The 12,112-nt window shown below is 69.5% G+C and carries 15 protein-coding genes; 11 read left to right on the forward strand and 4 right to left on the reverse strand.

Annotation, left to right across the window (positions count from 1 at the left end; genetic code table 11):
- The 3 genes from SGCZBJ_RS00005 to SGCZBJ_RS00015 all read left to right on the forward strand — a co-directional run.
- Positions 1–190, forward strand: a 190-nt coding sequence (locus SGCZBJ_RS00005) for a cation:dicarboxylate symporter family transporter (RefSeq protein WP_133149153.1), incomplete at its 5' end; no start/stop codon positions are given.
- Positions 191–374: 184 nt separating this feature from the next.
- Positions 375–779 (forward strand): DUF6491 family protein, encoded by a 405-nt coding sequence (locus SGCZBJ_RS00010; RefSeq protein WP_101715992.1) that lies wholly within the window; start codon positions 375–377, stop codon positions 777–779.
- Positions 780–933: 154 nt separating this feature from the next.
- Positions 934–1,314, forward strand: a complete 381-nt coding sequence (locus SGCZBJ_RS00015; RefSeq protein ID WP_101715993.1) for a YidB family protein — start codon at positions 934–936, stop codon at positions 1,312–1,314.
- Between the two features lie 3 nt (positions 1,315–1,317).
- Here SGCZBJ_RS00015 and SGCZBJ_RS00020 read toward each other — a convergent pair whose 3' ends face one another.
- The 3 genes from SGCZBJ_RS00020 to SGCZBJ_RS00030 form a co-directional block, all read right to left on the reverse strand.
- Entirely contained in the window at positions 1,318–1,983 is a 666-nt protein-coding gene (locus tag SGCZBJ_RS00020) for a hypothetical protein (protein ID WP_101715994.1), read from the reverse strand.
- A 46-nt stretch (positions 1,984–2,029) separates the two neighbouring features.
- Positions 2,030–2,893 carry a 2-dehydropantoate 2-reductase gene (locus SGCZBJ_RS00025; protein WP_101715995.1) on the reverse strand — a complete coding sequence of 288 codons (864 nt, stop codon included), beginning with the start codon at positions 2,891–2,893 and terminating at the stop codon, positions 2,030–2,032.
- 75 nt (positions 2,894–2,968) lie between these two features.
- A complete protein-coding gene (locus SGCZBJ_RS00030) occupies positions 2,969–4,006 on the reverse strand; it encodes a ribonucleotide-diphosphate reductase subunit beta (protein ID WP_101715996.1) in 1,038 nt (345 codons plus the stop codon).
- A 133-nt stretch (positions 4,007–4,139) separates the two neighbouring features.
- Between SGCZBJ_RS00030 and SGCZBJ_RS00035 the strand changes: the two genes are divergently transcribed.
- From SGCZBJ_RS00035 to SGCZBJ_RS00055, 4 genes are all read left to right on the forward strand, one after another.
- Positions 4,140–4,811: a glutathione S-transferase family protein gene (locus SGCZBJ_RS00035; RefSeq protein ID WP_101715997.1), complete on the forward strand. Its 672-nt coding sequence runs from the start codon at positions 4,140–4,142 to the stop codon at positions 4,809–4,811.
- A gap of 82 nt (positions 4,812–4,893) precedes the next feature.
- Complete coding sequence (locus tag SGCZBJ_RS25475; RefSeq protein ID WP_165799204.1) at positions 4,894–5,058, forward strand: hypothetical protein; 165 nt, start codon at positions 4,894–4,896, stop codon at positions 5,056–5,058.
- 221 nt (positions 5,059–5,279) lie between these two features.
- Positions 5,280–6,326 (forward strand): aspartate-semialdehyde dehydrogenase, encoded by a 1,047-nt coding sequence (locus SGCZBJ_RS00050; RefSeq protein ID WP_101715999.1) that lies wholly within the window; start codon positions 5,280–5,282, stop codon positions 6,324–6,326.
- A 31-nt stretch (positions 6,327–6,357) separates the two neighbouring features.
- A complete protein-coding gene (locus SGCZBJ_RS00055; protein WP_133149154.1) occupies positions 6,358–7,116 on the forward strand; it encodes a hypothetical protein in 759 nt (252 codons plus the stop codon).
- Positions 7,117–7,119: 3 nt separating this feature from the next.
- Here the strand turns inward: SGCZBJ_RS00055 and SGCZBJ_RS00060 are convergent, their stop codons facing one another.
- Positions 7,120–8,085 (reverse strand): LysR family transcriptional regulator, encoded by a 966-nt coding sequence (locus SGCZBJ_RS00060; protein ID WP_101716001.1) that lies wholly within the window; start codon positions 8,083–8,085, stop codon positions 7,120–7,122.
- A 99-nt stretch (positions 8,086–8,184) separates the two neighbouring features.
- Between SGCZBJ_RS00060 and SGCZBJ_RS00065 the strand changes: the two genes are divergently transcribed.
- From SGCZBJ_RS00065 to trhA, 4 genes are all read left to right on the forward strand, one after another.
- Positions 8,185–9,351, forward strand: coding sequence for an MFS transporter (locus tag SGCZBJ_RS00065; RefSeq protein WP_101716002.1), 1,167 nt, complete (start codon positions 8,185–8,187; stop codon positions 9,349–9,351).
- Positions 9,352–9,479: 128 nt separating this feature from the next.
- Positions 9,480–10,514: an aldo/keto reductase gene (locus SGCZBJ_RS00070; RefSeq protein WP_101716003.1), complete on the forward strand. Its 1,035-nt coding sequence runs from the start codon at positions 9,480–9,482 to the stop codon at positions 10,512–10,514.
- A gap of 77 nt (positions 10,515–10,591) precedes the next feature.
- Positions 10,592–11,359: a sulfite exporter TauE/SafE family protein gene (locus tag SGCZBJ_RS00075; RefSeq protein WP_101716004.1), complete on the forward strand. Its 768-nt coding sequence runs from the start codon at positions 10,592–10,594 to the stop codon at positions 11,357–11,359.
- Between the two features lie 86 nt (positions 11,360–11,445).
- Positions 11,446–12,111, forward strand: a complete 666-nt coding sequence (gene trhA / locus SGCZBJ_RS00080; RefSeq protein WP_101716005.1) for a PAQR family membrane homeostasis protein TrhA — start codon at positions 11,446–11,448, stop codon at positions 12,109–12,111.
- Position 12,112: the final 1 nt, after the last annotated feature.

The following is a 12,112-nucleotide window of genomic DNA, read 5'->3' on the forward strand; positions in this document are numbered from 1 at the left end:
CATGGCCACCCTGACCTATTTCGGCCTGCCCGAGGCCTGGATCGCCCTGGTCCTCGGCGTCGACCACCTGCTCGACATGGGCCGCTCGGCCACCAACGTCGTCGGCAACTCCGTCGCCGCCGCCGTCGTCGCCAAGTGGGAGGGCGAGCTGGACGAGGTGGATCCGGAACTGGCCAAGGCTTCGGCCTGATCCTCTTCGCCATCGGAACAGGAAGGGCGGGACCTCGCGGTCCCGCCCTTTCTTCTTGAGCGCTCCCCTCGAATGGGGCGACCTAAAAACGCCCCTTTCACGCACAAAAAAGGGGCGGCTTGACCATTGACGGCGAGGCTTCCAGGCCCAATCTTTCGCGCGAGGGACTGTGAGGATAAACGCAATGGTCAAGTTGAAAACCATCGCCCTGGCCGGCCTGGCCGGCGCGCTTCTCGCGGGCCCGGCCCTGGCGACCGAAAAGGCCGCCTCCACGGAAAAGGCCGAGCGCCAGTGCTTCCAGCTGTCGGACTGGCAGGGCTGGACCGCTCCCGACAAGAACACGCTCTACATGAAGATCCGCAACCGCGACGTCTATCGCGTGGATCTGTCGTGGGGCACCAACTCGCTGACCGCCCCGGGCAGCTTCCTGGTCTCCAACGTGCGCGGCATCGACACCGTCTGCCGTCCGCTGGACCTGGACCTGCGCGTCGCCGACGGCACCGGCTTCGCCATGCCGATCCGCGCCAAGGCCATCACCAAGCTGACGCCGGAAGAAGTGGCCGCCCTGCCCAAGAAGGACCGTCCGTAAGGACGATCCCGCCAGGCTGCGCACCCGAAGGGCGCGGATCGCAAGATCCGCGCCTTTTCCTTTGCCTACTCGCCAACCGCGCTGGATCGGGTCTTAATCCCTCCACGTCGGGCGGGCCCGCGGCGGGCCAAGCGACGATCGAGCGGAGCGAGACATGAGCCTGCTGGACAATCTGATGGGCGCGCTGGGCGGCCAGGGCGACCTTGCCGAAACCGTCAAGAGCCTGGGCGTCACCGGCGGGGTCGGCGGCCTCGTCGACGCCTTCCAGAAGGGCGGCCTTTCCGAAGTCGCCCAGTCTTGGGTGTCGAGCGGCCAGAACCTGCCCGTCTCGCCCGAACAGATCCAGGCCGTGCTCGGCTCGGGCGTCGTCGGCCAGTTCGCCGAGAAGCTGGGCGTCGACCCGCAGACCGCGGCGGCCAAGCTGTCGGAGATCCTGCCAGGCCTGGTCGACAAGCTCACCCCCGGCGGCAAGCTGCCCGACGAGGGCCTGGGCGGCGCGGTCGGCGACCTCCTGGGCGGCTTCCTGAAGAACTGACGGTCAGGGCGCGGGGCGCGCCAGCCGGCGCGCTTCGGCCAGGAACGGCGCGGGGTCATCGGCTAGGAAGACGTGGGTGATACGCCCCGGATGCTCGCCGTGGTCGGTCGTCAAAACCACATAGGTCGACTGCAGGCTCATCCGGCGAGCGAACCACCCCTGCATGCATGACGAGACCGGAAGAGGGCCGACCCCTGCGGCATAGATGGGCTCGCTCGCACCCTGCACGATCGGTTCGGACGGCGGACCATCCACCACCTGGATGAAGGCGACCTCCTCGACCCAGTCCTCGCGTGCTGCGCCCTTGAGGGCCTCGACGACATGGATCCGAGCCTTGCCCGGCGAGCAGGCCTTGCGCGCCGCATCGTAACGACGCGCTAGCTCCATCGCCTCGGCCCTCTCGGCTTTTCCCCGTACGGCTTCGACCGGCGGCGGCGGCGGAAGGTCGTAATCGCACGCCATGGGCAAGGGACCATCGTCCAGAGCCCCGGCGGCCGCGACCCTCACGAGATAGACGCCATCCGCCCGCGCGAACCACTCGCCGAACTGCGCCGGCCACGCCTGATCGATCGGCAGCGCCGATGATCTAAGAGTCGGCGTGCAGGCGGACGCCTGGGCCAGGGGCTGCAAGGCCAGGATGGCGACGACGGCGGCGGCGAGGATCCTCATGCCGCCATCCCACCGCGAACCCGGGCGAACGGCAAGGCTTGTCCGCCTATTCTCCCGCCGCCTCCAGCAGCGCCACGACCATGGCGTTGACCGGCGTGGCGATCCCGTGGGCGGCGCCCTTGCGGACGATGACGCCGTTGCGGGCGTCGATTTCCATGGGGCGGCCGGCCAGGCGATCGGCGTGCAGCGAGTTGATCCCGTCGGCGGGCCCGGCGCGATAGCCGGCCACGACCTGCTGGGGCAGGTCGTCGGGCAGGTCCGCCCCCTGCGCCCGGCCGACGGCGACGCATTCAGCCACGAGGTCGCGCATGATCGCGGCGATGTCGTCGCGATGGGCGATCCCCGAAGGCTTCAGGGTCAGGGCGTTGACCGCGCCGGCGCAGTTGAGGGCCAGCTTGCTCCAGGCGACGGTCGTGAAATCGTCGGTGGTCGTCACCTCGATCGGCGTGTGGGCGAAGAGGGCGACAAAGGCCTGCCCCGCCTCCCCGGCCGGGACCTTGATCCAGCCCATCCGCCGCTGGCGGATCACGCCCGGCGCCGCGCGCTCGGCCGGGATGTCGACCACCGCAGGCATGATGCGGTCGGCCGGCAGGTAGGGAGCAAAGCGCTCGACGTGCTCTACGCCGTTCTGCAGCACCGCCACGCAGGTCTGCGGGCCCACCAGCACCGCCAGCCAGGCGGCCGCGCCGGCGGCGTCATAGGTCTTGGTGGTCACCAGCACCCAGTCGACGGGCCCGGCGGCGGCCGGATCGGTCAGCACCGTGGGCGCCGCGACCAGCGCCCCCTCCGGCGTCTCGACCTCCAGCCGATCGAAGGCGGTGCGGGCGCACAGGGTCACCTCATAGGCCTGGGCCAGCCACGCCGCCAGGGTCCCGCCGACCGCGCCGGGACCGATCACCGCGATGCGCATGGAATGCTCCCCAAATGAAAAACGCCGCCCGGCATAGCGGGCGGCGTTCTCGGCGTCATGACGCTTTCGGCTGGCTTAGTGCTCGGCCGGAACGTCCGTGCGCTTTTGCAGCATGGCCTCGAAGCTCGACCACACGCCGTCCGAGCCGTGCCATTGGCCCTTGGTGGCGGCCTTGGAGTATTCGGTGGCGCGCGCCTCGAAGAAGTTGGCGTGCTCGACGCCCGACAGCAGGGCCTGCAGCCACGGCAGCGGGTTGTCCTTGACGCCATAGACTTCCGGCAGGTCCAGCTGGCGCAGGCGCCAGTCGGCCACGAAGCGGATGTATTGCTTGATGTCGTCGGGGACCATGCCCTGCACGTCGCCGGCCTCGAAGGCCAGGTCGATGAACTTGTCTTCCAGGCCCACCACGTGCTTGCAGCAGTCGACGATGTCGTCGGCCACCGACTTGGTCACCGCGCCGGTTTCCTTGTTGAAGGCGTGGTACAGCTTGATGATGCCGTCGCAGTGCAGGCTCTCGTCGCGGATCGACCACGAGACGATCTGGCCCATGCCCTTCATCTTGTTGAAGCGCGGGAAGTTCATCAGCATCGCGAAGCTGGCGAACAGCTGAAGGCCTTCGGTGAAGCCGCCGAACATGGCCAGGGTGCGGCAGATGTCGGCGTTGGTCTCGACGCCGAAGGTCTGCATGTAGTCATGCTTGTCCTTCATGGCTTCGTATTCCATGAACGCCGAGAACTCGGTCTCGGGCATGCCGATGGTCTCGAGCAGCAGGGCGTAGGCCGCGATATGGATCGTCTCCATGTTCGCGAACGAGGCCAGCATCATCTTCACCTCGGTCGGTTTGAACACCCGACCGTAGCGCTCCATGTAGTTGTCCTGCACCTCGACGTCGGACTGGGTGAAGAAGCGGAAGATCTGCGTCAGCAGATTGCGCTCCTTGTCGTTCAGCTTGACGGCCCAATCCTTGAGGTCCTCGCCCAGCGGCACCTCTTCGGGCATCCAGTGGACCTGCTGCTGCTTCTTCCAGAAGTCGTAGGCCCACGGATAGCGGAAGGGCTTGTAACCGCCGGAGGGGATCATGAGGCCGGGCTTGGTGATCAACGAGGCGGACATGGGCGGTCTCCAGAGCGGTCGGACACGAATCGGTCGGGCGGGTAGTCTCTTCGTACCCCAGGGCGACACGCCCCATCTAGTGGTCAAATTGCCCCATGGCACAACATGTTGTGGGCAGAATGGGTAACCAAAGATGAACAGCGATTACACCATCTATGGCGCGCTCGGCTCCGGATCGGTCCCCGTCGAAGCGACTTTGACCCTATTGGGGCAGCCCTACAAGGTGGTCGAGGCGCCCACCTGGGAGGGCCAGGCGCAGCAGGCCAAGGTCGCCCCCGTCAATCCGATGAAGCAGATCCCGGCGCTTGTCACCCCACAAGGCGAGACGATCACCGAGAGCGCGGCGATCCTGATCTGGCTGGCCGATAACCATCCGCAAGCCGGGCTGGCGCCGACGATCGGCGATCCGCGCCGGGGCCAGTTCCTGCGCTGGATGACCTTCATCCCGGCCTCGATCTACTCGCTGTTCTGGGTGCGCGACGAGCCCTCGCGCCTGGCCGGGCCCGACCCCGAGGCGCAAGGCAGGGTCAAGGCCGCCACCGCCGACCGCATCGCCGACTGTTGGGCGATGATGGACGCCCAGGTCGAGCCGCGGACCTACATCCTGGGCGACGAGCTTTCCGTCCTCGATCTCTATGTCGCCGTGGTCAGCCGCTGGGGCTCGCGCCGCGTGCGCTTCTACGAGCGCGCGCCGAAGATGGCGCAGGTGGTGCGACGGGTGGACGCCGACCCGCGGCTGGCCGAGTTCTGGGAAAGGCGCTTCCCATTCGTCGACGGCTGGGAGAGCAAGGGAGCCAGCGGATGAGCCTGTCGCAGATCGCCGGCTTTGCGCTCGGGGCCATCTTCGTGGCCTGGGTCCCGTGAACATAGGGCTGCGGCTGTTCGTCATGTCCCAGATCAGGCCCGACAAGCGCCTGCCCCCCTTCGCCCTGCGCCTCCCGGACGATGTCTTCACGCCGGCGGGTCGCAAGGCGCGAACGACCACGCTCTACATCAACGTGACGGTCTTCGCCCTCTTCGTGCTGGTCGCGCTGCTTGGTCCTCCCCGCTGAGCCGACTTTACGGCGACCAGCTTCGCCGCTATTAGCCCCGCTCGATGCAATTGGCCGCGACCAAAATTATTACCCGCAAAACGACCCGCTACGGCGGGGCGGCGGGTATGCGCGCGATCTAAAGCGAGCATCCTCAGACCAGCCCCGCACTGCGCGGGGCGGCTCTCTTGACCACGAGACCTCAAGGCTCCCCGCGCTCCGCCAACCAGGAGACGCTACCCATGAGCCGCAAGTTTTCCCGTTCCAACCCGCCCGCCGTCGGCGTCGTCGGCGCCACCGGCTTGGTCGGCGGCATGATGCTGAAGCTGCTGGCCGAGCGGGACTTTCCGCTAAGCGCCTTGCGGGTCTTCGCCTCGGCCCGCTCGGCCGGCCAGGCCCTGCCGTGGAAGGACGGCCAGGTGACGGTGGAAGACGCCGCTGTCGCCGACTTCGCCGGCCTCGACATCGTGTTCTTCTCGGCCGGCGGCGGCACGTCGCGCGAGCTGGCCCCCAAGGCCGCGGCGGCCGGCGCGATCGTCATCGACAACTCGTCGGCCTGGCGCAGCGACCCCGAGGTTCCGCTGGTGGTGGCCGAAGTGAACCCCGAGGCCTTGGACAACAACCCCAAGGGCATCGTCGCCAACCCCAACTGCACCACCATGGCCGCCATGCCGGTGCTCAAGCCCCTGCACGACCACGCCGGCCTCAAGCGCCTGACGGTCAGCACCTACCAGGCCGCCTCGGGCGGCGGGGTCGAAGGCATCCAGGTGCTGGCCGAGCAGCTGCGCGCCGGCGCTGGCGGCGATCTCGACGGCCTGGCCATGAGCCCCGACGCCGCCCCGCTGCCGCAGCCCAAGAAGTGGGCCGTGCCGCTGGCCTACAACGTCGTGCCGCTGAACTACGTGCTGGGGGAGGACGGCTACACCGAGGAGGAGCTGAAGCTGCGCGACGAGAGCCGCAAGATCCTGGGCCTGCCGCAGCTGCCGGTCAGCGGCACCTGCGTGCGGGTGCCCGTGTTCTCGGGCCACGCCCTGTCAATCAACGCCGAGTTCGACCGCCCGATCTCGGTGGAAGAGGCGCTGGCCCTGCTGGCCAAGGCGCCGGGCGTGGTGATCGACGACGTGCCCAACCCGCTCGCCGCCACCGGCCAGGACCCGGTGTTCGTCGGCCGCGTGCGTCCCGACCCGACGGTCGAGCACGGCCTGGCCCTCTTCGTGGTCGGCGACAACCTGCGCAAGGGCGCGGCGCTGAACGCCGTGCAGGTGGCCGAGGTGCTGGTCGGGGCCTGAAACGAAAGCCTCGTCCTTCGACAAGCTCAGGATGAGGCTTTCTACTGACCCGGCCTTCGAACTGGTCCTCACCCTGAGCTCGTCGAAGGGCGAGGAGCAGACGCTGCGACAGCATGCCACGCAGCCCAAGCGTCAGCGTTCACACCCTCTTCATCGCGCCCGCGCGAAGGCTGGCGGCGAGATGAAGATCGCCCAGCCCTACTCGACCGAAGCCGCGAGCGGCGCGTCCGCCGTCGCCTATCCCGGCGGCGCGGCCGGCGCGGCGGCGGCGCTGAACGACACCGCCGGCGCGGCCGGGCTGGACCAGAAGCTCTCCGCCTACCACGCCCTGTCCAATCGCTGGGCCGGGGCCGGCCACGCCGAGCGCGCCAGCCTCGCGCCGGCGCTGAACGACTCCCCGTTCGCCAAGACCGTGCAGTCGGCGTTGAACACCTTCACCAAGGCCGCCTGGGCTGGATCGGACGCCGCCCCGCCCGCGCCGCAGGCCCAGGCGCTGAAGGCCTTCGACGGCCTTTCGGAAACCGACCAGACCATCGTCGCCTCGTTGCAGGTGGGCGTTCCCGGCGCGCGGGGACCGGCCACCGTCGGCGACTACCGCGCCCGCCTGCAATCGGACCTCGACGCCGCCCAGCCGACCACGTCCGCCCCGCGCGACACCGTCACCCTCTCGCCCGAGGCCCAGGCCCGCCTGGCCGGCGCCGCCGCGCCGGAAGCGCCCGCCGCGCCGATGGCCGAAGCTGCGCCACAGATGGCCGCCGCCCTCAGCGCCTACGGCAAGGCGGCGGGGTAGGGCTTAAAGCCCCTCTCTCATAGAGAGAGGGGACTTAAACTGCGCCAGGGCCGCCGGTTCGGTTCGGCCGATTTTCACCTCGGCCGCCAGCCAGTCGATGAACACCCGCACCCGCGCGGGCAGCTGGCCGCCGTGGCCGACATAGACGGCGTGGATCTGCTCGATGTCGCCGGGGTTGAAGGCCTCCAGCACCGGGACCAGGCGGCCGGCGGCGATGTCGGGACCGACATGGATCACCGACAGCCGGGCGATCCCCTGGCCGGCCAGGGCCAGGACGCGGGCGCTTTCGCCATCGCCGACCTCGGCCCGGCCGTGGACCGGACGAAAGGCGACTTCGCCGTCGATCTGGAAGCCCCACGAGTCGCAGTGGCGGGCGAAGTTGAAGGTCACCAGCTCATGGCTCGGCAGGTCGTCGGGATGGTCCGGCGTTCCAGCCCGCGCCAGGTAGCCGGGCGAGGCGACCAGCACCATGCGGCTCTGCGCAATCTTGCGGGCCATCAGTTGCGAGGCCCGCATCGGCCCAACCCGGATGGCCACGTCCGCGCGCTCGTCCATCAGGTCGATCACCTGGTCGGTGACGGTGATGTCGAGCTGGATCTCGGGATGCTCGGCAAGGAACCGGGGGGCCAGCGGCAGCAGGTAGTGCTGGCCGAAGGGCACACTGGAATTGACCCGCACCCGGCCGCGCGGGGCGGCGCTGGCGGCCACGGCGCGCTCGGCCTCGTCGAGGTCGGCCAGCACCCGCAGCGACCGCTCGTGGAAGGTCTGGCCCTCGGCGGTGAGGATCAGCTTGCGGGTCGAGCGGTTGACCAGCCGCGCGCCCAGCCGCGCCTCCAGCCGGGCCACCAGCTTGCTGACCGCCGACGGGGTCATGCGAAGCGAGCGCGCGGCGGCCGAGAAGCCGCCCTGCTCGACAACCCGGGCGAAGACCTCCATCTCGGCCGTGCGATTAATTTCCTGCCGCGCCATCGTGCCTTCGCGTCACAAGTGATAGTCTTTCCGGCAATCTAATTCATCGAAGACACCAGCGCTATCTGACGGCTCGAACAATCATCGGAGCCGGCAGCCATGCCCCTCGCCCTCTATGCCCTGACCGTCGGCGCCTTCGGGATCGGCGTCACGGAATTCGTCATCATGGGCCTGCTGATGCAGGTCTCCGCCGATCTCGGCGTCTCGATCCCCACGGCCGGCTGGCTGATGACCGGCTATGCGCTGGGCGTCTTCGTCGGCGCGCCGATCCTGACCCTGGCCACGCGCCGCCTGCCGGCCAAGACCACCCTGCTGGCCCTGATGGCCATCTTCACCCTGGGCAACCTGGTCGCGGCCCTCGCCCCCACCTTCGGCGTGCTGATGGGCGCGCGGATCATCACCGCCCTGGCCCACGGCACCTTCTTCGGTGTCGGCTCGCTGGTCGCCGTCTCCCTGGTTCCGCCCGAGCGCAAGGCCTCGGCGATCGCCATCATGTTCACCGGCCTAACCCTGGCCACCCTGCTGGGCGTGCCGTTCGGCGCGTGGCTGGGCCTGGCCTTCGGCTGGCGCTCGACCTTCTGGGCCGTGGCCGCCATCGGCGCCGTCGCCCTGGTCGTGCTGGCCCTGCTGGTGCCCAAGGGCGAGAAGGCCGCCGCCCCCGCCGCCCTCAAGGAAGAGTTCGCGGTCCTCGCCCGTCCGCAGGTGCAGCTGGGCCTGGCCATGACCGTGCTGGGCTTTGGCGGGGTGTTCGCCGTCTTCACCTACATCCAGCCGATCCTGACCGAGCTGGCCGGCTTCTCGAAGGCCGCCGTCTCGCCGATCCTGCTGGTGTTCGGCGCAGGCCTGGTGGCCGGCAACCTCGTGGGCGGCCGCTGGGCCGACAAGGCGCTGAACACCGCCCTGGCCGGCAGCATCGCCATCCTGACGGTGATCATGCTGGCCGCCGGCTGGGCCTTCCACGACAAGGTCGGCGCGGTGCTGGCCGCCTTCCTGCTGGGCGCGGCCGCCTTCGCCACGGTCGCCCCGCTTCAGATGCGGGTGCTGAGCCAGGCCGGCGGCGCGGGCCAGGGCCTGGCCTCCAGCCTGAATATCGCCGCCTTCAACCTCGGCAACGCCATCGGCGCGGCCCTGGGCGGCGCGGTGATCGCCCACGGCCTTGGCCTCTCGGCCATCGCCCCGATCGCGGCCCTGGTGCCCCTGGGCGCCCTGGTCCTGGCGGGAGTGAGCCTCGGCCTTGAGCGCAAGACCCGCCTGGCGACGGCCTGACCGACACCGGAAGGGGGCGCCGCGGCTCCCCCTTCCGGACGATCCAAAGCGGCAAGATGCCCGGGGTCGTCCCGGCCCATCCTGCCAAGCGACCAAGCCCTCTCCCCCTCCCCTTGAGGAGACACGCCATGGAATACCGCAGCCTCGGCCGGTCCGGCCTCAAGGTTCCCGCATTGAGCTTCGGCGCCGGCACGTTCGGCGGCCAAGGCCCGCTGTTCAGCGCCTGGGGCGACACCAGGGTCGAGGAAGCCCGGCGGCTGATCGACATCTGCCTGGAAGCCGGCGTCACCCTGTTCGACACCGCCGACGTCTATTCGAACGGCGCCTCGGAAGAGATCCTCGGCGAGGCGCTCGCCGGCCGCCGCGACGAAGCGCTGATCTCCACCAAGCTTGGCCTGCCGATGGGCGATGGCCCGCTGGACGCCGGCGCCTCGCGCCTGCGGCTGGTGCGCGGGGTCGAGGCGGCGCTGAAGCGGTTGAAGACCGACCGCATCGACTTGCTGCAACTGCACGCCTTCGACGGTACGACGCCGGTGGAGGAGACCCTGGCCGCCCTCGACGACCTAGTGCGCGCCGGCAAGGTGCTCTATGTCGGCGCCTCCAACTTCGCCGGCTGGGAGCTGATGAAGTCGCTGGCCGCCGCCGATCATCACGGCTGGCCGCGCTATGTCGCCCACCAGGCCTATTACTCGCTGGCCGGCCGCGACTACGAGTGGGAGCTGATGCCCCTGGCCGCCGACCAGGGCGTCGGGGCCATGGTCTGGAGCCCGCTGGGCTGGGGCCGGCTTACGGGCAAGATCCGCCGCGGCCAGCCGCTGCCGGAAACCAGCCGCCTGCACCAGACCGCCGACGCCGGCCCGCCGGTCGACGACGAGCGCCTCTACCGCATCGTCGACGCCCTGGACGCGATCGCCGCCGAGACCGGCAAGACCGTGCCGCAGATCGCCATCAACTGGCTGCTGGCCCGCCCCACCGTCTCCAGCGTGATCATCGGCGCCCGCACGGAAGAACAGCTGCGCCAGAACCTCGGCGCCGTGGGCTGGCGCCTGACGCCCGAGCAGGTCGCCGCGCTCGACGCCGCCAGCGCGGTCACCCCGGCCTATCCCTACTACCCCTACTGGCGCGAAGGCGGCTTCAGGCAGGTCAATCCGCCGCTGGTGTGAGGGCGCCCGCCTCGCCCAGATGCTCTTCCTCTGGGGGAGCTGTCGCGTAGCGACTGAGGGGGTGCTAAAGCCCCGCCATGCTCACCGACCCCTTCTTCTACGCCGTCGCCATTCCCGCCGTGATCCTGGTGGGCCTGGCCAAGGGCGGCTTCGCGGGGATCGGGGTGGTGGCCACGCCCTTGATGGCCCTGGCGGTCGGGCCGGTGAAGGCCGCGGCGATCCTGCTGCCGCTGCTGATCGTGCAGGACGTCGTCGGGGTCTGGGCCTATCGCAAGACCTGGGAAAAGGGCCTGCTGATCCTGATGACCCCGCCGGCGGCGTTCGGGATCTTTCTCGGCTGGGCGCTGGCGGCGCTGGTCTCGTCGGCGGCGGTGGAATTGGCCGTAGGCCTCGTTTCCATCCTGTTCGCCGCCCAGCGGCTGTGGGCCGAGCGGGCGGTCAAGGCCGCGGCCGCCATCGAGACCGGCCCGGCGCGGCCGTGGCTGGGCGTGCTGTGCGGCATGGCCTCGGGCTTCACCAGCCAGATCGCCCACGCCGGCGGCCCGCCGTTCCAGATCTACGTGCTGCCGCGCCGCCTGCCGCGCGACGTCTTCGTCGGCACCAGCGCCATCTTCTTCGCCGTGGTCAACTGGATGAAGCTGCCGGCCTATATCGCCCTGGGCCAGTTCACGCCGCAGGTGCTGGCCACCGTGGCCGTGCTGCTTCCGGTGGCGATCGCCTCGACCTGGGCCGGCGTGCTGCTGGTGCGCAAGGTGCCGGCCGAGGGGTTCTACAAGGTGATCTACGTGCTTCTGATCCTGGTCGGAACCAAGCTGGCCTGGGACGGCTTCTTCGGACTGGCATGACGATTGGTCACGCTTGCGCGCCGCCCTTTCGGCGCCATGATGATCGACGTTTATACGTCACCGATTTTGAGTAGGCTGGGCGGGCCATGACGATCTCAGACTTCACCAAGCACTACCCGACGACGGGCGCCAAGATGGCCGACCTGATCGTGCACCTGGCCGGCCTGGCCTGCGCCCTGCTGGGCGGCGGCATCCTGCTGGGCCTGGCCTTCGGCCTGGGCTCGCTGGGCCAGATGGCCGCCATCGGGGTCTACACCATCGGCCTGGTGACCATGCTGTCGCTGTCGACCGCCTACAACTTCTCCAAGGCGCGCTGGCAGCCGCTGCTGCGCCGCTTCGACCACGCCGGCATCTTCATCATGATCGCCGCCTCCTACACGCCCTTCACCACCCAGAACCTCGAGGGCTGGTGGGCGATCGGCATGACCACCGCCGTCTGGAGCGTCGCGGCCCTGGGCGTGGCGGCCAAGCTGTTCCTGCCCGGCCTCGACAAGCGCTTCTGGGTCGGCCTCTACATGGCCATGGGCTGGCTGGTGCTGGTCGCCATCAAGCCGATGATCGAGGGCCTGTCGTGGGTGGCGCTGCTGCTGCTGGCCATCGGCGGCCTGGTCTATTCCACCGGCACGGTCTTCTACCTGATGCGCCGCCTGAAGTTCCGCCGCGCCATCTGGCACGGCCACGTGATCGGCGGCGCCGGCCTGCACTACGCGGCCGTGCTGGTCGGGGTCGTCCTGGCCGGCGCCCGGGCCTAAG

The sequence above is a fragment of the Caulobacter zeae genome (assembly GCF_002858925.1).
GTDB classification, from domain to species: Bacteria; Pseudomonadota; Alphaproteobacteria; order Caulobacterales; family Caulobacteraceae; genus Caulobacter; species Caulobacter zeae.